Below are 23975 nucleotides of genomic sequence, written 5' to 3'. Positions count from 1 at the left end.
TGATGTAATGATGAGCCTGAGAATCGCGGAAGTTGACGTCATTGAAACTGTTCAGAAATACTCTTCTCGAAACCTTTGTGACGGTCGTTGAATGCGATGGATTCACCGATGCACAATATGCATTGGGGATCACCCAATCGGCGATCAGCATCCGAATCCGTGATCTGGAAGATTCTCTTGGTTATCGGGTTTGCGAGCGGGGAAGGGGCGGGTTCCGACTGACCGAACGTGGCGAGATCGCCTATCACAAGGCACGTGAGATCTTACGCAGTGTCCGAGATTTCGATGCTGAGTTGCTGGAGTTGCGCGACGCTGTGACGGGCGATTTGCGGATTGGCATCGTCGATGCGGTTAACACGTTGACGGATTTGCATCTGACCAGATCGCTGAAACGATTTCTGAACCGTCCCAACGAAGTCAGGCTGGAAATAGTTGTCGCTTCACCGATCGAATTGACGCAAAGGTTGATCTCGGGCGATTTGCACGTAGCCATCGCTCCTTTTCGTAATCAGGTGCCGGAACTGCGCTACACCAAGCTGTGTGACGAAGAGCACCAATTGTATTGTGGGCGCGACCATCCGCTGTTTGCTGTGCCGGATACGAAAATTGGTCCGGAAGATATTGCAATGTATGAAATTTGCCAGCGATCTTACGACGTGTTCGTATCTCCCGAATTGAAACCAACCGATATGCGGGCGGTCGTTGCGAATATGGAGGCGATGGCAGTATTGATCGAAACCGGGCACTATCTGGGGGCTCTGCCGGTGCATTTCGCAACAAGTATGGAATATCACGACAAGCTTAGAGCCGTCGCACCCGACCGGCTGAACTGGACGTCGACATTCTATCTTGCGACCCGGTCTACTAGCGTACACAGGCGCTCAGTTGAACTTTTTGTCGAGGATGTGGCCACTTACTGCGGAGAAGGCAATCAGTATCACTAAACTGAAACTTATCTGGACTCTTCTGACGTCGTAATTTGATGTCTTCCTTGCTGTGGTAAGAGTACATTAGCAGAAAACGCAGCAATTGTACCAATGGGCTCACTGCCGACCTCGGAGGCAGAGCAGCATCCGCAGTGCCACAGTGGCGCACCACCTTCAGGAGCGGCCCTTTGCGAACTCTCAGCCCATTGCTCTAATGCTGCTCTGCAGCTTTTAATAGCGGATGTTCACGGCAGTAAAAGATCAGAGGACTTGCCATATGATTTCTTCCACCTCGGTGCTTGGTTCTTGCGAAACTAGCAACTGTATTTCTCAGGCGGTCTGAGCCGACCAGTTTCCAGTATAGAGCAACCCTTTGGAGAAGCTCGGATAAAACAATGCCCCCAACCCAATAGTTGGAGGCAATACAATAGCAAGAACAGGCTTTATGGGTATTATCCACGCCAGGTGCGAACGACGCCGCAATCCATGTGTACAAAATTGGAGCGGCTGTATTTTCCAACGCCGCCTGCCTGACACGCCGCGGCGGCACTAGCCATCTGGCTAACCGATCGTGAAGCTAGGCGCAAGTCGGCAGCCTGACCTTTCATGTGCAGAGAATTCTTGGCAACACCGCGGGAGCGGGAGCGGAGCATGGCATTGGTTTGAGGGCTACGATAACCTGAAAGCAACATATAGGGCTCGTTGACGTCCAGCAGATTGTGAGCAGCGGCCATGATGTCGATGGTTCGTAGATCCATCGGTTTTATCTGATCAGTTCGCCAGTCGCGCATAAAGTGATTTATCTCGGCAACAGCGTCTTTGACATAGTCACCATCCACCCAATAAATCATATCAAGGCGTTCGCCGGTGCGGCCGGAATACATGCGCACGCGCCGTATGTCGCCCCCACCACGAAGAAAGCCCGCTGCGTTGGAAAAAGTTGGTGCTGCTGATACTAATGTTGCTGCGAATGCACCTAGTAATGCGCGTCGCGACAAGCCCGTCGAGCTCAATTCTGTCATTTACTGCGTCGTCCCGTACTTATTCCTGCCCGCGCACGATGTTACGCGCGCTTTTGTCAGTTTTTGTTACCATCCCCAGGTGCCAGATGTATGCCACAGCCGGATTCGCGAGCCAAGAATTGATTGGTTTTGGGGCAAGTAAGGGGGAATTTTCGGCAAGATTTTGCGCAATTGACGCGTAACGCCTATTTTATTACTGAGATTTCGGACTAAGTGCAGGCCGGGCAGGGCGATGCAATCCAGCATCAACTGATATTTCATGACGTCGTTTTTCACATTTGTGAATGGACATTTGCCTTCAGTTTTTAAGAAACTCGATTGGCTAACCGCAGCAGAAACGTATTTCAATGACCAAGACGAGACACATGACCCATTCCATTCGGCAACGATCCGCCTATGTCATTGCAACCGTGATCGCCATATCTGGAGTGTCACTGCTAGGGGGAGTTCCTGCGCAGGCACAATCGTTTGCATTCAAGCAAGCAGTGGCCGAATCCGTCGGATCACAGGGTGGAGTTGGAGCGTTTTACCGCGAAAACGACTATCAACCGATCTGGACCGGCGAAGATGCCTCCTCCCAAGCTAGGCGCGTTGCGTTGATTCAGGCATTGAGCCGGGCAGAAACGCATGGGTTGCCAGTTGATCGATATCGGGTAGACGAGACTATCCGAAAAATGCGCGAGGCCAAATCGTCACGCGACATAGGATTGGTCGAAGCGGAATTGACGCGTACATTCGTTACTTACGCACGGGACGTTCAGTCCGGCCTTCTGAAACCATCTTCGATTGATCCCGGTATAGCCCGTTCAGTTCCGCGGCGACCGGCGACCGATTTTTTGAACGAAGTGCTGACTGCGAATCCGGAAACATATTTCACCACACTCGCGCCCCACTCGTTTCAGTATCTTACATTGCTGAAACACAAAATTTACCTCGAAGATCAGCTTTTGGCAGGCGGTTGGGGGGCAACCGTTCCCGTTCAGAAGGTGGAATTGGGTGATACAGGTACGACAGTCATCGCGTTGCGCAACCGTCTAGTCGCCATGGGATACATGAAGCCCAGCGCAAGCCCCAGCTATGACAACAGGCTTCGGTCAGCGGTGATGAAGTTCCAGGCTGCGCACGGGTTGGAACAGGATGGCGTTGCCGGGCCAGGCACTATTGCCGAGATAAACGTTTCCGTGGCGGATCGGTTGAAATCCGTGATAGTTGCGCTTGAACGCGAGCGATGGCTGCCGCGCGATCGGGGGGACCGGCACATTCTGGTGAACCAGACCGATTTTTCCGCCAAAATCGTGGATGATGGCCGAGTGACCTTTGAAACGCGGGCCGTTATAGGCAAAAACACTCATGATCGCCGCAGTCCCGAGTTTTCGGATCAGATGGAACATATGGTCATCAATCCAAGCTGGCATGTTCCCCGTTCCATCGCGACCAAAGAGTATCTACCACAACTGCGCGCTAATCCGAACGCAGCAGGGCACTTGGAAATCACCGATTCACGGGGGCGGCGGGTTGATCGAGAGGCCGTCGACTTCAGTCAGTTTTCCTCTGGGAGCTTTCCGTTTGCAATGCGCCAGCCACCCGGTAAAGGAAATGCACTGGGGTTGGTGAAGTTCATGTTCCCCAACAAGCACAACATCTATTTGCATGACACACCGCAGAAAAGCTTGTTTTCGCGGGAAATTCGGGCGTTTTCTCATGGGTGCATTCGGTTGGCGGACCCATTCGGATTCGCATATGCGCTGCTGTCTCTTCAGGAAAAAGACCCCAGGGACTATTTCCATAGGGTTCTTAGAACCGGCCGCGAGACCACTGTTCCACTGGACAAACCGGTTCCGGTCCACCTGATCTATCGTACGGCCTATGTTGGCACGAAGGGCGAGGTCCAATATCGCCGCGATGTTTATGATCGCGATAAAAAGGTCTGGGACGCATTAAGCAATGCGGGGGTGGTCCTGCCAGCGGTTCAGGGGTAAGGACGGGGGCGCACAGACCTTTTACCGGAGCCGCAAATGCAATTCACTGTCAAACAGATCGCAACGGCCCTCGGTGTCGAGGCTGAGGGGAATACTGACCTCACGATTTTGCGCGCTGCTGAGCCGGCTGAAGCGGGACCGACCGATCTGGCCTTGGCGATGTCGCCGAAATACGCTGATGCCCTGGGGCAGGGTGGTGCGCGAGTGGCGATCCTGTGGCCCGGGGCCGATTGGAAATCCCTGGGGCTTGATGCAGCCATTTTTGCGCCGCGACCGCGCATGGCAATGGCCGGTGTGACGGCGATGATGGATCGGGGACAGGGCGTTCAGCCTGGAATTCACCTGTCTGCCGTCGTCGATCCAACCGCTGAAATCGGTCATGATGTTTCGATCGGACCATTAAGTGTTATCGGACCCCGTGCGCGCATTGGCGCTGGATCGGTGATTGGCCCGCACTGTACGATCGGAATGGATGCTACATTGGGCAAAGATGCGTTGTTGCGGGAAATGGTCAGCATCGGTGCCCGAGCCGTGATCGGCGACCGGTTCATTGCGCAACCTGGTGCACGGATCGGTGGCGACGGGTTCAGTTTTGTCACTCCTGAAGTGTCAGGCGTCGAAAATGTCCGTAAAACCATGGGCGATCAGGGAGACGCAAAGGCGCAGGGTTGGCTGCGCATTCATTCTCTGGGCGCAGTTGAGATCGGAGATGATGTTGAGGTGGGGGCCAATAGTACGATCGACAACGGAACCATTCGGAATACGCGAATAGGAAACGGTTCCAAGTTGGACAATCTTGTTCACGTCGGGCACAATACGCGGGTCGGAAACGACTGCCTGTTGTGCGGGCAAACTGGTGTTTCCGGTTCGGTCGAGATTGGTAACAACGTCGTTCTTGGCGGTCAGACCGGTGTTGTCGACAACATTTTTATTGGAGACCGGGTGATCTCGGGTGGGGGGACTAAAATTCTGTCGAACGTTCCCGCAGGCCGCGTGATTATGGGTTATCCTGGCATCAAAATGGAAACACATACCGAGATTTATAAAGCGCAGCGCAGATTGCCTCGCATGGCCCGTGACGTTGAGGCACTGAAAAAGGCGGTTTTCAAACAGCCTGAGAGCGATTAAATCACCCGCAAAGCGACAATCAGGGGATTGATATGAGCATCAGCAACCGCGTCATCGCGATCATTGCAGAGCAGGCCGTGCTGGAGCCATCGGATGTGTCGCCCGAGAGCACCCTTGAAGATTTGGGCATCGACAGCCTTGGATTGGTCGAAAGCATCTTTGCCATCGAGGAAGAGTTCGACATTTCGATCCCGTTTAATGCAAACGAACCGACGGCCGGAGATTTTGATATCTCGAATGTCGCTGCAATCATTTCGGGCATCGAAAAACTGATCGCGGAAAAGGTTTGACGACGGTTATGAAGCGCGTCGTCATTACCGGGGCTGGCACTATCAATTCGTTGGGGCACTCGGTCTCTGAAACTCTCGAAGCCATGCGCGAAGGGCGCTGCGGCATTGGGGAATTGGATTTTCGCGACGTAGATCGTCTGGCGATCAAGATCGGTGGTCAGGTGCGCGGATTTGATACCGAGGGCCGGTTCAACCGACAGCAAATGACGCTATATGACCGTTTCACTCAATTTACTCTGACCGCGGCGAAAGAGGCCATCGAACAATCTGGGATCGAATTCCATGGCGACACCGCCCATCGGTCCGGTGTTGTATTGGGAACTGCAGGTGGTGGTGTGTCCACTTGGGACGACAACTACCGCTCAGTCTATGAAGACGGCAAGAATCGCGTACATCCGTTTGTTGTGCCAAAGCTTATGAACAATGCCGCTGCCAGCCATGTGTCCATGGAATACAACATCAAGGGGCCGAGTTTCACCGTGTCGACAGCCTGCGCATCGTCCAATCATGCAATGGCGTTGGCGTTTCAGATGGTACGCAGCGGTGCAGCACCGGCCATGGTGACGGGTGGATCTGAATCAATGCTGTGCTTTGGGGGGGTAAAGGCCTGGGAGGGCTTGCGCGTCATGTCCAAGGATGCCTGCCGTCCGTTCAGTGCGAACCGGAACGGAATGGTGCAAGGCGAAGGGGCCGGCATCTTTGTTTTCGAAGACTACGACCGCGCAAAAGCACGAGGGGCCGACGTTCTGGCAGAGGTAATTGGTTTTGCAATGTCGTCAGACGCCGCAGATATCGTCATGCCCAGCAAGCACGGGGCAGCGCGCGCTATGGCTGGGGCGCTGGCAGATGCCCGTATTAACGCAAGCGACGTTGGATATATCAACGCGCACGGTACCGGAACCGCCGCAAACGACAAAACCGAATGTGCCGCAGTGGCAGACGTTTTTGGTCGTCAGGCGGACAGTTTGATGATTTCGTCAACCAAATCCATGCATGGACACCTGATCGGGGGTACGGGGGCGGTGGAGCTTTTGGCCTGCATCATGGCGCTGCGCGACGGGATCATAGCGCCAACAATCGGGTACGAGGAACCTGATCCGGAATGCGCTTTGGATGTGGTTCCAAACGTGGCGCGCGAAGCAAAGGTCGACGTGGCCCTTTCCAACGCGTTTGCCTTTGGCGGGATGAACGCGGTACTGGCGCTACGCAAAGTCTGAAAAATGGCCACCGAAAACTTTGTTCGGTGACCATTCCAGAAACATATCCGATCTTAGTTCGGAACAACTTCGACGGCGTCAAAGCCCGCCGTGAAGCCGTTAAGCGACAAGTCCAGCGAAATAACTTGATCGGGTGCTGGGGCAGGGACCAATGAAATCGTAGCCTTGGATCCCTTTTTCATTGCGTCGATATCCGCTTGGGTCAAGCCAATCCTGGCGATGCACCCCACCGGGCTGCAAAAGGAGTATTCGTACCGCTTGCCCGGCGCCCCATCAATCGAGATAGTCACTTGGGCGGTCAAAAGGGTTTCAAGTGGAACCACCACGGTAGCGCCCGCAACGGCAACCTGGCCTTCGGGCAGGCGGAACAGGGACACCTCTGCCATCGGGCTGCCTTGGGGTCCATTTAGGATTTGCAGAAGCGAACAGGGGTCTTTTTCGGCTTGGGTCTTGATGCAGGCCATGTCCCAGTCGCCGAACTTTTCAGTCGGATATCGCTGACCCAACTGCGGCTCGGTATTAACCGGCTGGCCAAGATCAAGCGACTCATTTCCCGTTTGTTCACTAGTACTCTCTGAATCGGAGCTGGTGTCTTGCGCAGTGGCGATACCCGCCCACATGGCGATTGCGATAGCCGCCAGTGGCGTTAGCGTTTTGATCATGAATGCCTCACTCAATTTAGTTACGGTTTTGGCCATCCCTATCACGCCCATTGCGCGGTGTCAGTGGGAATTGGAGGATCTGAACGTATACTGGTCAGGAAACCGCCGGGAGCATGATCTGAATGCATTCGGGCCAAAAAAAGGGAGCCGATATTTGGGCTCCCTTTTCCAATTTGTCTCCCCGCCGGACTGGCCGACTTAGTTATGTCGCAGACGTTACGAGAGCGGGGGCCACGGGTCAACAGGTAACCCAACATTTTTTTGGACGCAAATAAGCGCGTGAAATCAGGGGAATACTTGTCATGTTCAAGAAAAGAGCCGTGCCCGAGGGCACGACCAGTCAACAGGGAGGAAAACCGCCGCCACATCCGACGTGGACCGGCGACGAAAAAACTATCGCAGTCAAAGGTTAACTTTGTATGCTGACGCTGTATTGGCACAGGATTGAGGCATAAGTCGAATGAGTGAAACGATTTTTCTGGGCGGAGCAGGAAAAAACTATGAGCTGCCGCAAGAATTGTCATTGAAATACGCCAATCGTCACGGCCTGATCGCCGGGGCGACAGGAACCGGAAAAACAGTGACGTTACAGATCCTTGCCGAGGGTTTTTCTGCAGCTGGCGTGCCTGTCTTTCTGACAGATGTGAAGGGTGATCTTTCGGGACTGGCAAAGGCAGGGTCACAGGATCACCAATTACATCACGCATTCACGGAACGGGCCGAGCGCATCGGTTACGGCGGCTTCGCCTATGAGGCTTGCCCCGTTACGTTCTGGGATCTTTTCGGCGAACAGGGACATCCAGTCCGAACCACTGTGACTGAAATGGGCCCTCTCCTGCTATCCAGATTAATGGAGCTGACCGAAGCGCAGGAAGGTATCCTGAACATCGCGTTTCGCTTGGCCGACGAAGAGGGCATGCCGTTGCTCGATCTGAAAGACCTGCAAGCTTTGCTTGTGTGGATCGGCGAAAACCGGTCGGAGCTTTCCTTGCGATACGGCAACATCTCTCCAGCTTCTGTTGGCGCCATTCAGCGTCGGATTCTGGTTCTCGACAATCAGGGCGGTACAAGGCTGTTTGGAGAGCCGGCACTTCAACTCGCCGACTTGATGAGAACCAATTCAACCGGAAAAGGTGTGGTCAACGTCCTCGCCTCGGACAAGCTGATGGCGGCGCCCCGGCTTTATACGACGTTCTTGTTATGGCTTTTGAGTGAACTGTTTGAAGAGTTGCCCGAGGTGGGTGACCCGGAAAAACCGAAACTTGTTTTTTTCTTCGACGAAGCACATCTGCTGTTTGACGATGCGCCAAAAGTTCTTGTGGACAAGGTCGAACAGGTCGCACGCCTGATCCGGTCCAAGGGCGTCGGTGTGTACTTCGTCAGCCAGAATCCGGCCGACATTCCCGAAGATATCCTTGGTCAGCTTGGAAACCGCGTCCAACACGCATTACGGGCATTTACGGCCAAAGACCGAAAAAACCTTCGCATGGCTGCAGAAACCTATCGAGAAAACCCCACCTTCGAAACGGAAACAGCCATTCGAGAAGTTGGTGTCGGCGAGGCGGTTACATCGATGCTTCAGAAAAGGGGCGTGCCGGGAATGGTCGAACGCACGCTGATCCGACCTCCTGGGTCTCAACTGGGGCCTATCAACGGCAAGGAGCGAGCCGAGATTATGGCGACCTCTGATATGGCGGGAAAATACGACACTTTGATCGACCGAAATTCTGCCTATGAAATGTTAGCCAAACGCTCGAAAATCGCCGCTAAAGAAGCTGAACAGGCAGAAACTGAAGCCGAGACAGAAAATGCCACCGCCCGTGAGTTTTCCGCAGCGCGACGTTATTCCGGAAAACGAGTCAGCCGGTCGTCGGCTCGGATTCAAACACCTCGGAGAAAGGACACCTTTACCTCGGCCCTGACCGAAGCGGTGATTAAAGAGATGAAAGGCACGACGGGCCGCCGGATAGTTCGTGGAATTTTGGGAAGTCTGTTCAAAGGGCGGTGATCGAAGGAAAAAGGCGGTGGTCGGGTCACACCGCCTTTTCATAATCAGCATATTGCGACTAACCTTTGAGACGGCGGTTGCCCTCGGCAATGCAATAGTTGTCGGCCTCTTGGATAGACATGCCAGCGGGTGCATCGATCGCACGGTCCCAGAGTACTTGGTTATGTTTGTAGAGTTGGCAGGTAACAACACCCTTGGATGTGGTGACCTTGACCGGGTCGGATTCGTGCGCACGCGGATCGATGGAACAGGCGGTCAAGATCAGTGAAATCGCTGAGATTGCGATTGTCGAGCGGACAGGTTTCATTTCGTTCCTTATCATTTGGACTTCAGATCCTCTCCGATAGGATCCAGGGTGGGTCTTTTGTGAGGCAATTTTGCGAACGGCTCGTGAAATCATGCCAAAGCCGTTCCCTAAAATTAGTGTTCCGGGATCAGCCCCCTTGGGCTGAACCTGAGAACCAGTAGCAGGATAACCCCCATTGTCAGCAGCCGCATATGTGCCGCGCTGTCGATAAGGTGTTCTCTCAGACCACTGCCTTCAGGCAGACCGGACGTGATAACCTGCATGACCCATAGGCCAATCGGTTCGACCTGCACCCAAAGGAACCAGATCAGCATGGCGCCAAGAACCGCGCCAAAATTGTTGCCCGATCCACCCACGATCACCATCACCCAGATCAGGAAAGTAAAGCGAAGCGGCTGATAGGTGCCAGGTGTCAACTGCCCGTCAAGCGTTGTCATCATCGCGCCGGCAATACCGCAGATTGCCGAACCCAGAACAAAAATTTGCAAGTGGCGACGGGTGACGGCCTTGCCCATCGCTTCGGCGGCGACCTCGTTATCGCGAATGGCGCGCATCATCCGGCCCCACGGGCTTTTGAGGGCCATTTGGGCCATCCACAGAAGAACCAGCAAAACGCCAAGAAACAAGATGGAATAGCCCAGTTTGACGTAGAGCGTCGATGCGGTCACCGGATCAAGCCCAAACCCCACCGCTTGTTCAACAAATCCCGGATCATTTTGAAGATCGATCTCATACGGGACCGGGCGCGGAAGACCGATCACATTCTTTACGCCGCGAGCGAGCCAGTCTTCGTTTTTGAGGACGGCGATGATGATTTCCGCAATACCAAGCGTGGCAATCGCCAGATAGTCGGACCGCAAGCCCAGCGCGGTCTTGCCAATCAGCCAGGCTGCGCCTGCCGCTAGCAGCCCGCCCGCTGGCCAAGCCAGCAATACTGGAAGGCTGAGGCCGCCGATATTGCCCGCCGCAGCCGGATTTATTGCTTCGACTGCGGCGACGTTAGGATCAAATACGGCCCGGTAGGCAATGAAGCCTATCACAAGAATAGCGACAACGGTCAGGGAACGTGCCTTGCCCTTTGGCATTTTTCTAGTGATGAATACGCCCGCGGCAACGGTTAGCGCGCCCAGAATCAACGCAAGAACAATCCCGGCTCCGCCTGCGCTCCATGCGCCCGGTGTCGGGTCAGTTGAAATCAGGACAACCGCAAGTCCGCCGAGTGCGACAAATCCCATGATACCAACATTGAAGAGGCCGGCAAAACCCCATTGCAGGTTCACTCCGATCGCCATGATAGCGGAGATCAGACCCATGTTCAGGATCAGCACCGCTGAGTTCCAGCTTTGCATCACGCCGGTCAATAGAATCAACCCTGCAACCAGAAAGAAAAAAAGAGTGTTTTTTACGGGTTCGCTCATACCGCTTTCCCCTTGAACAGCCCGGTAGGTTTGAACAACAGCACGATCAGCAGGATCACGAAACTGACTGCGAATTTGTAGTCGGTCGACAAAAGCTGAACGAGTCCCGAAGGCTCAAGCCCTTCTGGGGTGAGATAGGACAGCACTTTCTTCCATGCATAAGTGATCGTCACCTCGGAAAATGCGATGATAAATCCGCCCGCGATCGCGCCCAGAGGGTTGCCCAAGCCTCCGACAATAGCCGAGGCGAAGATTGGCAAAAGCAGTTGGAAGTACACGAAAGGCTTGAAACTTTTGTCGAGGCCATAAAGAACACCGGCGGTCGTGGCCAAAGCAGCAACGATCAGCCACGTATACATGACCACACGCTCGGGGTTGATCCCGGACAACAAGGCCAGATCCTCGTTGTCTGAATAGGCGCGCATGGACTTGCCGGTACGTGTCTTGTTCAAAAACCAGAACAGCAGAACGACCGCAATCACGGCGACCACTACCGTGATGCCCTGAGTTGTCCTGATGGCCAGACCTTCGTTGAGGCCGGTCAATTGCTTGAAGTCCCGAGCTGAAATCAGAAACCTTTCGCCGTCCAGGAAATTCTGGTCGTTTGGTCCGATGATGAACCGGACGAGACCGTTCATGATGAACATGACGCCCATCGACACGATCACGAGGATCACTGGCTTGGCCTTTTGTTCACGGTAGAACTGATAGACCAGTTTGTCCGTGATCAGCAAAAGCACCATGCATCCGAGAATGGCAACGGGTAGGGCCAGCAGAGCGGTGGGCAACGGTCCTAAGGCGACGCCGATGCTTTGCAACCACCACGTCACGAGCACGGCAATCATCGTGCCGAACGCCATTGTGTCTCCATGGGCGAAGTTGGAAAACCGCAGGATTCCGTAGATCAGAGTGACCCCAAGCGCCCCAAGCGCCAACTGGCTGCCGTAGGCTACCGCAGGCACGATGACAAAGTTTGAAAGCGCAACGAGCGCGTTGAGTAGATCCATTGGTCCTTCTCACAGTCTGGGTGCGGTTTTATGGCACGGCAATTAGGGGACGTACAACAGCTTGTCCCCTCTTTTTCAACGTAATTCTCATGCACTCAGACTGGAGTGGGTAGGAATTATCCGAAAGGATCCTCACACTGGCCCTGATCCTGATTTGCATGGGGACCATTTACCGTCAGATCAAAGGTCAGGCTGTCAAAATTGACGACAAAAGTGACGACGTCCTTGCCCATGATATGTAGAAATGTCAGCGAATTGAGGCCCGAGTGAATTGTAGCTTCGCCCTGGATTTCCTCGGTAATGATGAAACCCTGCTTTGACTCTCCGGACCTAGCGAGCGTCACTGCGCCACCGGTTCGATCCGAAACGCAATTGACAACGAAATCCGCTCCACCAAGAGAGTCGCTTAGGGCAAATCCATAGTTTGGAAACAGAATCGAAGCAGCTAACAGGGGTAGGTATTTCATAACTCGCCTTTCATCGCTTGAAGATGTCGCCAAAACCCGAACTGACCCTGGCTGCATCTGAAACCTGATTTTCGCCTTGGCACTGGCAACCAATCTAAAGTGACGTAGGAAGGAAATGTGACCGAAAAGTGGTAAACGTGACGTGGTCACGAACGCTTTATTCGATGTGAAAAAACAGGGTAACTGATTAAAATCTAATGTTTTCCTGTCGCTCCTCGCAACAGGAAAACAATCCGTGGGCAACTAGGATAAAGGGAACACTCGGAATCTTTCAGGGTGCGTTCTTCGAGAGCAAAATCTTAGGAGGCAACCGCCTCGCACTGTCCGCGGTCGCTGGAGATTGTTGGGCGCCGCATGGAGAGATTATATGTCAAATCCGCATGTTTGACGAACAGGGTCACGACAGTATTCTCGTCAGCATACATGAATGTAACGTTGCCGAGTCCCGGAAAAACCTTTGCGGGACCATTTATGTTCTGGCTTTTCATTTCGCCATCGTTTCCGGATGCGGGTTTAACCAACATCATTTCCGATCCGTCGATTTCAGATATGCATAGAAAATGCTGATCCTGGGCTGCCCCCATAGTTGCACAAAATACAAAGGCGGCAGAAAGCGTCGCTGTGGTTTTCATTCGTTTCTCTTTTTTGTGAGCTGAACAACTCTGAATGACCGTTACTAAAGTCTCGAGAATTGGACGTATCGAGGTCTTTCCGAGCTTAACCTGCCGACCGACTTGACCCCGGCGGCATACTCTCGCGTAGAAAAGGATTACGGCAGAATTAATCCGCTTTTTGGGCCAAAGAGAGACTTGAATGGCGATACATCAAACAAAGCGAACGCTTACCCGCCGAGGAAGGATTTCCTTACTTCGGGGTCCGCCAAAAGCTCCTGGCCGGTTCCGGTATAAGCATTCCGGCCTTGCACCAGCACATAACCTTTATCGGCGATTTCCAATGCTTGTCGCGCATTCTGCTCGACCATCAGAATGGGCAATCCGGTTCGGCTGACCTCGATAATTCGGTCGAACAACTCATCCATCACGATCGGAGAGACACCCGCGGTGGGCTCATCCAGCATCAACACCTTGGGTTTGGTCATCAGGGCACGACCGACTGCCACCTGCTGACGCTGGCCTCCCGAGAGTTCTCCGGCCGCCTGATGGCGCTTTTCTTTCAGGATCGGAAACAGGTCGTAAACCTGCTCCATCGTGTCCGTGAAATCATCAGTGCGGATGAAAGCGCCCATTTCCAGATTCTCTTCCACCGTCATCGACGTGAAGATGTTCGAGGTTTGCGGAACAAATCCCATACCCTTGACCACTCGGTCCTGCGGGGTGAGTTGGGTAATGTCCTCGCCATCCAGCCGAACTGTACCAGAACGTACGTCAAGCATTCCAAACACCGCTTTCATGGCGGTTGACTTGCCAGCTCCGTTCGGGCCGACAATGACCGCGATCTCTCCCTTGTCGACCGCGATGGTGCAATCATGCAGGATATCAGGACCCTTTCCATAACCGCCCGTCATCATGTCGCCTATGAGAAACGGGCCGCCACCGACCTTGGAAGTCGGTCCGCTGTGCCGGTGAGCCGGGGTCATGGATCCAACACCTTTCGAGTTGGTAATCGATGCATCTTTGTTTCCACGATCCTCATGATAGGGATTGTCACTCATGCACCGGCCTCCAGTTTGTCCTTGTTCTTCAAACCGGTGCCGAGGTAGGCCTCGATTACGTGTTCATTGGCCTTGATCTCTTCCAGCGTACCCTCGGCCAAAACTTTTCCTTCGGCCATGCAAATCACCGGATCGCAAAGCCGCCCGATGAAATCCATGTCGTGTTCGATCACCACAAATGTATAGTTGCGTTCCTTATTCAGGCGCACGATCGCGTCGCCAATGGTATTCAGAAGTGTCCGGTTCACACCGGCGCCTACTTCGTCGAGAAATACGATCTTGGCGTCAACCATCATGGTGCGGCCAAGCTCCAGCAGCTTTTTCTGTCCACCCGAAACCTGCCCGGCCTTGTGGTCCGCCAGGTGCTCGATGGTCAGAAACTCCAGCACCTCGTCAGCCTTTGCGCGCAAGGCGCGCTCCTCGTCCGCGATCCGCTTGCGTCCAAACCAGGTGTTCCAAAGGGTTTCACCCGATTGGCCTCCAGGAACCATCATCAGGTTTTCTCGGCAGCTCATCGAAGAGAACTCATGTGCGATCTGAAAGGTGCGCAGTAATCCCTTGTGGAACAACTCATGCGGGGGCAGACCGGTAATATCCTCGCCATCCATCGTGACCTTGCCGCTTGTTGGCGGCAACACACCGGCAATAACATTGAAAAGAGTGGTCTTTCCCGCCCCGTTCGGGCCAATCAGCCCGGTTATAGAGCCTTTTTCGATTTCCAGCGATGCTCCGTCCACCGCGTGGAAACCACCGAAGTGCTTGTGCACGTCCTCGACGACGATCATGTTTTCCCCTAGCCGCAGTATCTTGCGGCCCTGTTGTTTGTTGCCCCATCCCCGTAAGAGGTGCGGTCTTTTGTCATTGAAACAGCCCGGGTACAAGGCCCGGGCTGTTCACTGTTCAAATGATCCGCAAGATCAGCGGTACTTGGCGGTAGTGATCTTACCGCCGTCAAGGACGATCTGGCGATAGTTGCCTGCACTTTCGCCGGGTCCAATCAGTTCAACTGCTGTTGCACCGACATAATCGACGTCGCCACCATCCTTGATGATCTGAAGCGCTTTCGCCAGTTCACCAGGATAGATTTTTTCACCCGGTGCATTTGCAACATTCAGAACGTGCTCTTTGTACACCGACGAATCCTTGGAACCCGCCGCTTGCATCGCCAGCATGATCAGCGCAGCGGAATCATAAGCTTCAGGAGTGAAGGGCGAGGTCGCATCGAACGCGCCTGCTACCAGTTCCTCATATTTGGCAACACCGGGGCTGTCGGTGCCCGGATGTTGACCGGTCGATCCGTCGATCTCGTCGCCGAAGTTTTCTTCCAGCTTGGCGCCGATCATCCCGTCGGGAAAATGGAATGTATCGAATGCACCCGAGTCGATGGCTGCACGCACGATGCCCGAGCCACCCTGGTCAACATAACCGGCCACGACCAAGCGATCGCCACCTGCAGCGGCGAGTGCGCCGACTTCGGCGGCATAGTCCGCCTTACCGTCTTCATGCGCTGCCGAGATGGTAACCGTTCCGCCAGCCGCTTCGAACGCTTGCTGGAAGCTGTCGGCCAGACCTTTGCCATAGTCGTTGTTGGTGTAGGTCAACGCAACATTGTTTATGCCTTCTTCCAACAGGATATCTGTCATGACCTGGCCTTGGCGCGCATCGGACGGTGCGGTGCGGAAAAACAGACCGTTGTCTTCCGCGTCCGACAATGCCGGCGAGGTCGCCGAGGGAGAGATCATGACGATACCATTCGGAACCGCGACGTTTGACAGAATCGCACCAGTCACACCGGAGCAGTCCGCACCCATGATGCCGTCGACTTTGTCTGAAGTGACCAGACGTTCTGCCGCGGCTGTCGCGGCGCCTGCGTCGACGCAAGTCGAGTCGGCACGTACGGAGGTTACGGTTGCTCCGTCCAGCAGAAGGCCACTGTCGGTAACTTCCTTCATTGCCAGTTCAGCGCCATCGGCCATTGAGGGCGTCAATGATTCGATAGGCCCTGTAAAGCCTAGGATGACACCGATCTTAACGTCTTCGGCCATTGCCGCGCCGGCCATAAGTGCAGTTGCTGCGGTAGCAGTTAGCAGCTTTTTCATAAGGTTACTCCCTTGTTGGAACGTGATCGTTCTGGAAGAGACCCTAGGCAAGCTGTGGTGAAAAGAAAAGTCCTAACGAAATTGTGCTTTTGCTGGGCGTAACCTATTTGATTTCATAAGGTTTGATGGAATTTCGCACCCATTTCCCTGAGATCGGAGGTCGATATGCTGCGGCTTTCAATGTTGATTCTCTTATTCGTGTGGCCGTTCTCGGAGGCCAATGCCGACTCGCTGAATACAAGCGTCGGAGCCGTAGTTACGACCAAAGCGATTTCCGGGCTGGATACGCCTTGGGCTATTGGCCTTTTGCCCGATGGCGGAGTGCTCGTGACCGAGCGTGACGGCAGTCTTGTTTATGCGAAAGATCAAAAGATGATGCCGATAAAGGGCGTGCCCAAGGTATTTGCATCAGGGCAAGGTGGTTTGCTGGATGTCACCATTCCACGGGACTTCGCCGAAACGCACGAGATACTCCTGACTTATTCCAAGCCCCAGAAAGATGGAGCAGGGACCGCGCTGGCGGTTGCAAGACTTAGTGAGGACGGCCAGTCACTGACCGATGTGCGCACGATTTTCGAAGCAGCGCCCGGAGCCAGTGGCGGGCGGCATTTTGGCAGCCGTGTCGTTGAGGCAGCAGACGGAACACTGTTTGTCACGTTGGGCGAACGAGGTGACCGCCCCTCGGCCCAGGACCGCTCGAACCACAATGGGTCGATCATCCGAATAAATAGAGACGGGTCAGTTCCGAATGACAATCCGTTTATCGGAAATCCCGGCATACGCTCCGAGATCTGGACTTATGGGCATCGCAACCCGCAGGGTGCCGGGCTAGATTTGCAGGGCAACCTGTGGACGTCCGAGCATGGCGCCAAGGGCGGTGATGAGGTGAATCTAATCAGGAAAGGCGCGAACTATGGCTGGCCGGTGATTTCCTATGGCACGCATTATTCCGGTGCTAAAATTGGTGAAGGCAGCGCAAAGGCAGGGCTGGAGCAGCCCGCGTTCTATTGGGACCCATCCATCGCCCCGTCAGGCTTGATGGTCTATTCCGGAAAGCTCTGGCCCGAGTGGAAGGGTAGTATTTTCGTTGGTTCGCTGAAGTTCGACTATATCTCACGACTGGCTGGAAACCCGCTGCGAGAAGTCGAGCAGATCAAAGGCCCTCAGACCAATCGGGTTCGCGATATCGTCGAGTCATCGGATGGGTCGATCTGGTTCATCTCAGTTGGACAGGGGGCAGTTTATCGAATGTCGTCCGACTGATCCTCAGATCGACAATCGCGACGCGTGGGTTCCCCGCTCGCGATACGGCGTCGTGTTGTAGTGCGCCCGGTAGCATTTGGAGAAATGCGACGGGCTGGCAAATCCGCAGGCCAGCGCCACGTTAATCACGCTCATATCGGTCTGCATCAGCAGGTTGCGCGCCTTTTGCAGGCGCAACTCCATGTAATACCGTTTGGGCGAACGGTTCAGGTAACGGCGAAACAAGCGTTCCAGCTGGCGTGTCGACATGCCGACATCCCGCGCCAAAACCGAGGGTGAAATCGGCTCCTCGATGTTCTTTTCCATCATCTGGATAACCTGGCTCAGTTTCGGGTGGCGCACACCGATCCGGGTTGGGGTGGACAGGCGTTGCGTGTCCTGATCGGTGCGGATCGAGGAATAGATCATCTGATCCGCCACGGCGTTGGCCAGTTCCTCTCCGAAATCATCGGCAATCAGTTTCAACATCAGGTCGATAGACGACGTACCGCCAGCGGTCGTCATCCGGTTGCCGTCGACCAGAAACACGGATTTCGTCAGCTCGACATTCTCGAACTCTTCGGTAAAACTGTCCGCGTTTTCCCAGTGGATCGTGGCGCGTTTGCCGTCCAAAAGACCCGCTTTTGCAAGAACGTGGGCACCGGTACACAGGCCCCCGATGCGTATCCCCTTGCGCGCTTCGCGCCGAAGCCAGTTCAGCATCTTTTTGGTTGCCGCTTTCTGGATTTCCACGCCGCCGCAGACCAAAACCACGTCTTCCCGATTCAGATCGCCCAGATCATCGTCCAGATTGAAGGATGTGCCCGCCGAACACAATGCAACCTCACCGCCTTCACCTACCAATTGCCAGACATATAGTGCCTTGTCCGCCATCCGATTTGCAATGCGCAGGCTGTCCAGCGCCGACGCAAACGACAGCATCGAAAACTTGTCCAGCAACACAAAGATATAGCGGCGCGGTTTGGCCGGCGTGTTTTCCACTTCGACAACTTGGCGTTGCTCTTGCATTGCGGACTGTCCTTGATTCCGATGTTTCGCACGTATGACGAGTTCTTGCGAATATGGCAGCCAACATGCTCAGAGCTTGTTTGCGTCGTCAAGAGGCGCAAAAGAGATATGGTCACTTGTTTCGGCTTTTTGTATAGAGGCCCCCTGAAATACCTCAGCGGAGAACCAAGCTATGACCGAGTGGCAAAAATCGAACTGGCGCAGCAAGCCGCGGGTTCAGATGCCCGACTATACCGACCCGGCCGCACTGGCCAAGGTTGAGGCGCAGCTTTCCAAATATCCGCCGCTGGTTTTCGCCGGCGAGGCGCGGCGTCTGAAACAACATCTCGGTGCTGCGGGACGTGGCGAAGCCTTTTTGCTTCAGGGCGGCGATTGCGCCGAAAGCTTTGAGCAATTCAGTGCCGATGCTATCCGTGACACTTTCAAGGTCATGCTGCAAATGGCGATGGTGCTGACTTATGGCGCCAAGGTCCCGGTTATCAAGGTGGGGCGGATGGCCGGACAGTTCGCCAAACCACGCAGTGCGCCGACCGAAGTTGTCGATGGTGTTGAACTGCCCAGCTATCGTGGTGATATCATCAACGAATTGGCCTTCACACCCGAAGCACGCATTCCGAACCCGGAAAAGATGCTGCAGGCCTTTACTCAGGCAGCGGCCACGCTGAACCTACTACGTGCATTTTCGACGGGCGGGTTTGCTGACATGAGCCGCGTGCATTCCTGGACTTTGGGATTCACCGACGATCAGGATGTTCAGAAGTACTCCGAGATTGCGGATCGCATTCAGGACACGATCGACTTCATGGAGGCCGCCGGAATAACCGCCGACACCACCCATGAATTCTCGACCGTGGAGTTCTATACCAGCCACGAAAGCCTGTTGTTGGAATATGAAGAGGCACTGACACGTCTCGACTCGACATCTGGTAACTGGTTGGCGGGTTCCGGCCACATGATTTGGATCGGCGACCGCACTCGCCAACCCGACGGCGCGCATGTGGAATTCTGCCGCGGCGTATTGAACCCAATCGGGTTGAAATGCGGCCCGACCACGACTGCCGAGGATCTCAAAGTGCTGATGTCAAAGCTGAACTCCGACAACGAAGAGGGTCGACTAACACTGATCGCACGCTTCGGCGCCGGTAAGGCGGGTGAACATCTTCCGCGATTGATCAAAGCTGTGAAAGAAGAAGGCGCCAAGGTGACATGGGTCTGCGACCCGATGCACGGCAACACGATCAAGTCGGCGACCGGCTACAAGACTCGCCCGTTCGAAGCGGTTCTGCGCGAAGTACGGGATTTCTTTGGTGTTCATCAATCCGAAGGCACCATTCCCGGTGGCGTACATTTTGAGATGACCGGTCTCGATGTCACCGAATGCATTGGCGGTGTTCGGGCTGTCACCGAAGAGGACCTCTCGGATCGCTATCACACAGCCTGCGACCCGCGCCTGAATGCCAGCCAGTCACTGGAATTGGCCTTCCTTGTGGCGGAGGAACTGACAAATCTGCGCCGCGACCGGAACAAGCGCGCTGCCAGTTAAAATACTATAGTCAATGGAAACGGCGGGCTTCCTGCCTGCCGTTTTCTTTTGAGCTCAAATCGGCCGGTTTTGCCCATGGGCCGCTCAGTCCATTGTGATGACGACCTTCCCCAACACTTTACGATTCTGCATCAGTTCCAATGCCTTCCCGGCCTGATCCAAAGGTATTCGAGCGCTGATTTTTGGTTTGATCTTCCCTTCAGAATAGAGGTGCAACAGATCACACATGTTTTGTGCATGCCTTTGTGGTTCGCGAAACACTGATGCGCCCCAGAATACGCCAATGATTGAAACTCCTTTGAGCAGCGGCAGATTCAATGGAATGCTGGGAATACCCGCAGGAAAACCAATTACCAGATAGCGCCCTTTCCATGCCATCGCGCGCAAGGCCGGCTCGGCATAGCCGCCGCCTACTGCGTCGTAAACAACGTCAACGCCCTCACCGTCTGCCAGACGCTTGATTTCCGTCGAAAGTGCCTTTTGCGCCTCCTTGTCCAATTCCAGTGGATAGATCAGCGTTTCGTCTGCGCCAATCTGGCGGCAGAACGCCGCCTTCTCCTCAGATGAGACGGCAGCGATGACACGTGCACCCACCGCCTTGCCAAGTTCGATGGCTGCCGCTCCGACACCGCCCGCTGCTCCCAGGATGAGCAGCGTCTCATCCACACCAAGCGCAGCACGGTCCTTGAGTGCGTGATGAGAGGTTCCATAAGTGAAAACGAAACAGGCGGCATCTTCGTAAGGCATTTCATCCGGAATCTTGATCGCAGCCTCCGCTTTTATGACCAGGTGCGTGGCAAACCCCCCAAAGCCTGTAAGGGCCAGAATGCGGTCGCCGACAGAGAACCCTTCAACGGCGTCGCCGACTGCAATCACTTCGCCCGCGATTTCGCCACCTGGTGCAAAGGGGCGAGGCGGCTTGAGCTGATAGAGGTCTCGGATCATGAGAGTGTCCGGAAAATTCACACCGGCAGCACGAACGCGCACCAGCAACTGGCTCTTGCCGGGGTCCGGATCCGGAAATTCCTTGAGTTCCAGTGTTTCCGGCCCGCCCGGAACGGTACTCAGCATTGCCTTCATGGTCTTTCGTGCCCTCCACCGTATCGAACCTAAAAAATGACGTTAAGTCTTGGAGGCGCCCGAATGATTGTCAACCAAGTGTCGAAATGCAATTCTTAGGCGCAATCTCAGTAGAACCAAGTGATGCCTAACACTTGCGCGCCAAAGTTTGCTGAATTCTGTGAAATCGAGGAAACTGTGACGCCCGTAAGCCTGTTTTCACTTCACGGAAAGACGGCATTCATCACTGGTGGCGCGATGGGAATTGGCCGTATGGCTACAGAAGCGCTTGTGCGGGCAGGGGCCAGCGTATTGAATGCATCCAGAAAGGGTGAGGCCTGCAAGGCCACGGAACAGGCACTCGACGCATTGGTTGCGTCCGGGCAGGCAGACGGTTTTGCAAGCGACGTGGGAGCCAGAGATGGCATTGCAATGCTTTGTGAAGAAGTGAAGGAAAGAGTTCAATCCATTGATATTCTAGTGAATAATGCAGGCACAACATGGGGCGCTCATTTGGGGCAGTTTCTGTATGACCTTTGGGAAAAGCACATCTCCGTCAATGCGGCTGGGATGTTCGAGTTGACCCAAAGGCTTTTGCCTATGCTCAAGAAATCGGCATTTGTAGATGATCCCGCCCGGATCATCGATGTTGGCTTGGTGTTGGGAGAGGTGCCGATGGGCAAGGGAGCTTACGTAACCGGCGCTGTCATACCCGTTCCAGGCCGTATCAACGTAAAGTCCGCTCCAGGAATCTTCGAAAAATCATTGATAACAAGTGGGTTGCAAAATGCAGTTGAAGTTTAAGGTCGAAAAATGAAGGATTTGATTTGGAAACGCAAGGAGGGTCATCTGCCAGTACAATTGAGGGGGCTCCGGATACCCATGATCGGCGCGCCGTTGTTCATAATTTCCGTTCCCGAACTTGTGGTTGCCCAGTGCAAGGCTGGCATAATCGGATCATTCCCGGCACTTAACGCACGTGAGGCTGAGGGAGAAGCTCCTTTGCTGGACGTTTGGTTGAAGCAAATCATCGAAGAACTGGATCGCCACAACCAAGCCAACCCCGACAGACCGGCCGCGCCTTTCGCGGTCAATCAAATCGTGCATCGTTCCAACAAAAGGCTGGAGCGGGATCTGGAGATTTGCGCCCGCTGGAAAGTCCCGGTCTGGATCACCTCGCTGGGTGCGCGTGTAGATGTCAACGAGGCCGCCCATGGTTGTGGTGGCGTGGTTCTGCACGATGTCATCAATAACACCTTTGCCAGAAAGGCGATCGACAAAGGTGCCGATGGATTGATAGCCGTTGCCGCCGGGGCTGGTGGGCACGCCGGGCAACAGTCTCCTATGGCGCTAATCCGAGAAATTCGCGCATGGTTTGACGGGCCTGTGGCCTTGTCTGGCGCGATCGCCTGTGGAGAGTCGTTGTTGGCAGCCCGTGCGATGGGCGCCGATTTCGGATATGTTGGCTCACCCTTCATCGCAACGCACGAAGCCAATGCAGGGATGGATTACAAAGAAATGATCGTCGATAGCAGTGCCGAAGACATCGTTTATTCGTCACTGTTTACCGGGGTTCACGGGAACTATCTGAAAGCGTCGATCCAGCGCGCCGGACTGGACCCCGACAATCTGCCCTCGGCTGACGCAACGGCGATGAATTTCAGTCAGGGTTCCTCCAAGCCTAAAGCCTGGAAGGAAATCTGGGGGTCGGGGCAGGGGATCGGCAACGTCTCGGAGGTTGTTTCGACCGCCGAACTCGTCGACCGGATTAGTGTTGAATATCGGAGTGCCGGAGCAAAACTAGCAACCGAGTTTGTGGAGTGAAGGATAATAGGGCGTGATGAGTGAACAGCCACTTGCACTCGACCTCAACGCAGTGGACGCCTATCTGAGCGTTCATCTGTCAGGATATCAGGGTCCTCTGCTGTGCGAAAAATTTGAAGTTGGACAGTCAAACCCGACGTATTTGCTGAAGACGCCTGAGCAAAACTATGTACTGCGTCGCAAACCCCCCGGGATTTTGTTGAAATCCGCCCATGCCGTCGACCGTGAGTATCGCGTGCAAAAATCATTGGCGGGGTCGAAGGTGCCGGTCGCGCAGATGTATTTGTTGTGCGAGGACGAAAGCGTCATCGGTTCAATGTTTTATGTGATGGAATATCTTGAAGGTCGGAACTTTTTTGAACCGACAATGGCAGGTGAAACGAAAGAGACGCGCAGCGCGGTCATTGACGAAATGAACCGGGTGCTTGCTGAATTGCATATGGTCAATGTTGATGCCGTGGGTCTTGGCAATTTTGGCCCTTCTGGCGATTATTTTGAAAGACAGATCGGTCGCTGGAGCACTCAATACAGGGCTTCGGAAACCGAAACGATTCCCGAAATGGATAGGTTGATTGAAGCGCTACAACGAAATTTACCCACCAACGATGGGCAACGGACACTTGTGCATGGCGATTACCGGATCGACAACATGATCTTTGAAAAAGAAGGAACAAACTGTCTGGGTGTTCTGGATTGGGAACTGTCAACCATAGGGCACCCTTACGCCGATCTTGCCGCTGTCATCATGCAATGGCAAATGCCGCCGGGGCAAGAGGGGCGGGGTTTGGCCGGGGTTGATCGCGCAGCACTAGGATTGCCGTCGGATGACGAGTTTGTGGCTCGATATTGTCAGCGACGGGGGTTGAGAGGAATTGAAAATTTTGGGTTTTACCTTGCTTTTAACTTCTTCCGAATGGCAGGGATACTTCAAGGGGTCTATCGGCGCGCGTTGGAAGGAAATGCCTCCAATCCTGAACGGGCGAGGCAACTCGGCCAATATGTTCCAATGTTTGCCCAGCATGGTCTGACTGCGCTTGGCCGTTCAGATTGACCTGGTGTCGCAATGAAGGATCCGC

Annotated in this window: 23 protein-coding genes; 11 read left to right on the top strand and 12 right to left on the bottom strand. The window is 54.4% G+C overall.

Going from position 1 to position 23975, the window contains the following annotated elements:
• Positions 1–41 precede the first annotated feature (41 nt).
• Complete coding sequence (locus tag AC2FMY_RS19450; RefSeq protein WP_480751449.1) at positions 42–944, top strand: LysR family transcriptional regulator; 903 nt, start codon at positions 42–44, stop codon at positions 942–944.
• 434 nt (positions 945–1378) lie between these two features.
• Here the strand turns inward: AC2FMY_RS19450 and mepK are convergent, their stop codons facing one another.
• Entirely contained in the window at positions 1379–1948 is a 570-nt protein-coding gene (mepK, locus tag AC2FMY_RS19445) for a peptidoglycan L,D-endopeptidase MepK (RefSeq protein WP_480751447.1), read from the bottom strand.
• A 365-nt stretch (positions 1949–2313) separates the two neighbouring features.
• Between mepK and AC2FMY_RS19440 the strand changes: the two genes are divergently transcribed.
• Genes AC2FMY_RS19440 through AC2FMY_RS19425 form a run of 4 tightly spaced genes read left to right on the top strand, consistent with a single transcriptional unit; the run spans position 2314 to position 6562 of the window.
• Positions 2314–3927: a L,D-transpeptidase family protein gene (locus AC2FMY_RS19440; protein WP_496747463.1), complete on the top strand. Its 1614-nt coding sequence runs from the start codon at positions 2314–2316 to the stop codon at positions 3925–3927.
• Positions 3928–3963: 36 nt separating this feature from the next.
• Positions 3964–5055: a UDP-3-O-(3-hydroxymyristoyl)glucosamine N-acyltransferase gene (lpxD, locus tag AC2FMY_RS19435; protein ID WP_480751445.1), complete on the top strand. Its 1092-nt coding sequence runs from the start codon at positions 3964–3966 to the stop codon at positions 5053–5055.
• A 32-nt stretch (positions 5056–5087) separates the two neighbouring features.
• Complete coding sequence (locus tag AC2FMY_RS19430; protein WP_480751443.1) at positions 5088–5345, top strand: acyl carrier protein; 258 nt, start codon at positions 5088–5090, stop codon at positions 5343–5345.
• A gap of 8 nt (positions 5346–5353) precedes the next feature.
• Positions 5354–6562 carry a beta-ketoacyl-[acyl-carrier-protein] synthase family protein gene (locus AC2FMY_RS19425; RefSeq protein WP_496807915.1) on the top strand — a complete coding sequence of 403 codons (1209 nt, stop codon included), beginning with the start codon at positions 5354–5356 and terminating at the stop codon, positions 6560–6562.
• 53 nt (positions 6563–6615) lie between these two features.
• Here the strand turns inward: AC2FMY_RS19425 and AC2FMY_RS19420 are convergent, their stop codons facing one another.
• Complete coding sequence (locus tag AC2FMY_RS19420; protein WP_496747459.1) at positions 6616–7224, bottom strand: invasion associated locus B family protein; 609 nt, start codon at positions 7222–7224, stop codon at positions 6616–6618.
• Positions 7225–7684: 460 nt separating this feature from the next.
• On the opposite strand from AC2FMY_RS19420, the gene AC2FMY_RS19415 reads away from it, so the two are divergent.
• The gene (locus AC2FMY_RS19415; RefSeq protein ID WP_496747457.1) at positions 7685–9232 is read left to right on the top strand and encodes a helicase HerA-like domain-containing protein; all 1548 of its coding nucleotides are present in this window, start codon (positions 7685–7687) and stop codon (positions 9230–9232) included.
• 58 nt (positions 9233–9290) lie between these two features.
• On the opposite strand, the gene AC2FMY_RS19410 is transcribed toward AC2FMY_RS19415, so the two are convergent.
• From AC2FMY_RS19410 to AC2FMY_RS19375, 8 genes are all read right to left on the bottom strand, one after another.
• The gene (locus AC2FMY_RS19410; RefSeq protein ID WP_480751439.1) at positions 9291–9539 is read right to left on the bottom strand and encodes a hypothetical protein; all 249 of its coding nucleotides are present in this window, start codon (positions 9537–9539) and stop codon (positions 9291–9293) included.
• Positions 9540–9652: 113 nt separating this feature from the next.
• Positions 9653–10957 (bottom strand): branched-chain amino acid ABC transporter permease, encoded by a 1305-nt coding sequence (locus AC2FMY_RS19405; protein ID WP_496747454.1) that lies wholly within the window; start codon positions 10955–10957, stop codon positions 9653–9655.
• On the bottom strand, positions 10954–11964 hold the full coding sequence (locus tag AC2FMY_RS19400; protein WP_480751437.1) for a branched-chain amino acid ABC transporter permease: 1011 nt from the start codon (positions 11962–11964) through the stop codon (positions 10954–10956). The genes AC2FMY_RS19405 and AC2FMY_RS19400 overlap by 4 nt, the downstream gene beginning before the upstream one ends.
• 116 nt (positions 11965–12080) lie before the next feature.
• Positions 12081–12431 (bottom strand): hypothetical protein, encoded by a 351-nt coding sequence (locus AC2FMY_RS19395; protein WP_480751435.1) that lies wholly within the window; start codon positions 12429–12431, stop codon positions 12081–12083.
• Positions 12432–12730: 299 nt separating this feature from the next.
• Positions 12731–13063 carry a hypothetical protein gene (locus AC2FMY_RS19390; protein WP_496747451.1) on the bottom strand — a complete coding sequence of 111 codons (333 nt, stop codon included), beginning with the start codon at positions 13061–13063 and terminating at the stop codon, positions 12731–12733.
• 209 nt (positions 13064–13272) lie between these two features.
• Positions 13273–14103 carry an ABC transporter ATP-binding protein gene (locus tag AC2FMY_RS19385; RefSeq protein WP_480751431.1) on the bottom strand — a complete coding sequence of 277 codons (831 nt, stop codon included), beginning with the start codon at positions 14101–14103 and terminating at the stop codon, positions 13273–13275.
• On the bottom strand, positions 14100–14888 hold the full coding sequence (locus AC2FMY_RS19380) for an ABC transporter ATP-binding protein (protein ID WP_480751429.1): 789 nt from the start codon (positions 14886–14888) through the stop codon (positions 14100–14102). The genes AC2FMY_RS19385 and AC2FMY_RS19380 overlap by 4 nt, the downstream gene beginning before the upstream one ends.
• 132 nt (positions 14889–15020) lie before the next feature.
• Complete coding sequence (locus AC2FMY_RS19375) at positions 15021–16202, bottom strand: ABC transporter substrate-binding protein (protein ID WP_480751427.1); 1182 nt, start codon at positions 16200–16202, stop codon at positions 15021–15023.
• Positions 16203–16367: 165 nt separating this feature from the next.
• Between AC2FMY_RS19375 and AC2FMY_RS19370 the strand changes: the two genes are divergently transcribed.
• A complete protein-coding gene (locus AC2FMY_RS19370; RefSeq protein WP_496747448.1) occupies positions 16368–17465 on the top strand; it encodes a PQQ-dependent sugar dehydrogenase in 1098 nt (365 codons plus the stop codon).
• Between the two features lie 3 nt (positions 17466–17468).
• On the opposite strand, the gene AC2FMY_RS19365 is transcribed toward AC2FMY_RS19370, so the two are convergent.
• Positions 17469–18473, bottom strand: coding sequence for a GlxA family transcriptional regulator (locus tag AC2FMY_RS19365; RefSeq protein WP_480751424.1), 1005 nt, complete (start codon positions 18471–18473; stop codon positions 17469–17471).
• Positions 18474–18645: 172 nt separating this feature from the next.
• Between AC2FMY_RS19365 and AC2FMY_RS19360 the strand changes: the two genes are divergently transcribed.
• Positions 18646–20016, top strand: a complete 1371-nt coding sequence (locus tag AC2FMY_RS19360) for a class II 3-deoxy-7-phosphoheptulonate synthase (protein WP_480751422.1) — start codon at positions 18646–18648, stop codon at positions 20014–20016.
• Between the two features lie 84 nt (positions 20017–20100).
• Here the strand turns inward: AC2FMY_RS19360 and AC2FMY_RS19355 are convergent, their stop codons facing one another.
• Positions 20101–21096 (bottom strand): NADPH:quinone oxidoreductase family protein, encoded by a 996-nt coding sequence (locus AC2FMY_RS19355; protein ID WP_496747445.1) that lies wholly within the window; start codon positions 21094–21096, stop codon positions 20101–20103.
• 123 nt (positions 21097–21219) lie between these two features.
• Between AC2FMY_RS19355 and AC2FMY_RS19350 the strand changes: the two genes are divergently transcribed.
• Genes AC2FMY_RS19350 through AC2FMY_RS19340 form a run of 3 tightly spaced genes read left to right on the top strand, consistent with a single transcriptional unit; the run spans position 21220 to position 23950 of the window.
• Positions 21220–21879 carry an SDR family NAD(P)-dependent oxidoreductase gene (locus AC2FMY_RS19350; RefSeq protein WP_496747444.1) on the top strand — a complete coding sequence of 220 codons (660 nt, stop codon included), beginning with the start codon at positions 21220–21222 and terminating at the stop codon, positions 21877–21879.
• Between the two features lie 9 nt (positions 21880–21888).
• Positions 21889–22899 carry an NAD(P)H-dependent flavin oxidoreductase gene (locus AC2FMY_RS19345; protein ID WP_496807914.1) on the top strand — a complete coding sequence of 337 codons (1011 nt, stop codon included), beginning with the start codon at positions 21889–21891 and terminating at the stop codon, positions 22897–22899.
• Between the two features lie 16 nt (positions 22900–22915).
• Complete coding sequence (locus AC2FMY_RS19340) at positions 22916–23950, top strand: phosphotransferase family protein (RefSeq protein ID WP_496748410.1); 1035 nt, start codon at positions 22916–22918, stop codon at positions 23948–23950.
• The last annotated feature ends 25 nt before the right edge of the window (positions 23951–23975 follow it).

Source organism: Ruegeria sp. YKSE079, assembly GCF_059612845.1.
The sequence above is the reverse complement of the archived record's forward strand: the minus strand, read 5'-3'. Positions and strand labels throughout refer to the sequence as shown.

Bases quoted from the DNA above. Each gene is read 5' to 3' on its own strand.
- mepK (WP_480751447.1), bottom strand. From the start codon at position 1,948: ATGACAGAATTGAGCTCGACGGGCTTGTCGCGACGCGCATTACTAGGT.
- AC2FMY_RS19440 (WP_496747463.1), top strand. From the start codon at position 2,314: ATGACCCATTCCATTCGGCAACGATCCGCCTATGTCATTGCAACCGTG.
- lpxD (WP_480751445.1), top strand. From the start codon at position 3,964: ATGCAATTCACTGTCAAACAGATCGCAACGGCCCTCGGTGTCGAGGCT.
- AC2FMY_RS19430 (WP_480751443.1), top strand. From the start codon at position 5,088: ATGAGCATCAGCAACCGCGTCATCGCGATCATTGCAGAGCAGGCCGTG.
- AC2FMY_RS19425 (WP_496807915.1), top strand. From the start codon at position 5,354: ATGAAGCGCGTCGTCATTACCGGGGCTGGCACTATCAATTCGTTGGGG.
- AC2FMY_RS19420 (WP_496747459.1), bottom strand. From the start codon at position 7,224: ATGATCAAAACGCTAACGCCACTGGCGGCTATCGCAATCGCCATGTGG.
- AC2FMY_RS19415 (WP_496747457.1), top strand. From the start codon at position 7,685: ATGAGTGAAACGATTTTTCTGGGCGGAGCAGGAAAAAACTATGAGCTG.
- AC2FMY_RS19410 (WP_480751439.1), bottom strand. From the start codon at position 9,539: ATGAAACCTGTCCGCTCGACAATCGCAATCTCAGCGATTTCACTGATC.
- AC2FMY_RS19405 (WP_496747454.1), bottom strand. From the start codon at position 10,957: ATGAGCGAACCCGTAAAAAACACTCTTTTTTTCTTTCTGGTTGCAGGG.
- AC2FMY_RS19400 (WP_480751437.1), bottom strand. From the start codon at position 11,964: ATGGATCTACTCAACGCGCTCGTTGCGCTTTCAAACTTTGTCATCGTG.
- AC2FMY_RS19395 (WP_480751435.1), bottom strand. From the start codon at position 12,431: ATGAAATACCTACCCCTGTTAGCTGCTTCGATTCTGTTTCCAAACTAT.
- AC2FMY_RS19390 (WP_496747451.1), bottom strand. From the start codon at position 13,063: ATGAAAACCACAGCGACGCTTTCTGCCGCCTTTGTATTTTGTGCAACT.
- AC2FMY_RS19385 (WP_480751431.1), bottom strand. From the start codon at position 14,103: ATGAGTGACAATCCCTATCATGAGGATCGTGGAAACAAAGATGCATCG.
- AC2FMY_RS19380 (WP_480751429.1), bottom strand. From the start codon at position 14,888: ATGATCGTCGTCGAGGACGTGCACAAGCACTTCGGTGGTTTCCACGCG.
- AC2FMY_RS19375 (WP_480751427.1), bottom strand. From the start codon at position 16,202: ATGAAAAAGCTGCTAACTGCTACCGCAGCAACTGCACTTATGGCCGGC.
- AC2FMY_RS19370 (WP_496747448.1), top strand. From the start codon at position 16,368: ATGCTGCGGCTTTCAATGTTGATTCTCTTATTCGTGTGGCCGTTCTCG.
- AC2FMY_RS19365 (WP_480751424.1), bottom strand. From the start codon at position 18,473: ATGCAAGAGCAACGCCAAGTTGTCGAAGTGGAAAACACGCCGGCCAAA.
- AC2FMY_RS19360 (WP_480751422.1), top strand. From the start codon at position 18,646: ATGACCGAGTGGCAAAAATCGAACTGGCGCAGCAAGCCGCGGGTTCAG.
- AC2FMY_RS19355 (WP_496747445.1), bottom strand. From the start codon at position 21,096: ATGAAGGCAATGCTGAGTACCGTTCCGGGCGGGCCGGAAACACTGGAA.
- AC2FMY_RS19350 (WP_496747444.1), top strand. From the start codon at position 21,220: ATGCCTAACACTTGCGCGCCAAAGTTTGCTGAATTCTGTGAAATCGAG.
- AC2FMY_RS19345 (WP_496807914.1), top strand. From the start codon at position 21,889: ATGAAGGATTTGATTTGGAAACGCAAGGAGGGTCATCTGCCAGTACAA.
- AC2FMY_RS19340 (WP_496748410.1), top strand. From the start codon at position 22,916: ATGAGTGAACAGCCACTTGCACTCGACCTCAACGCAGTGGACGCCTAT.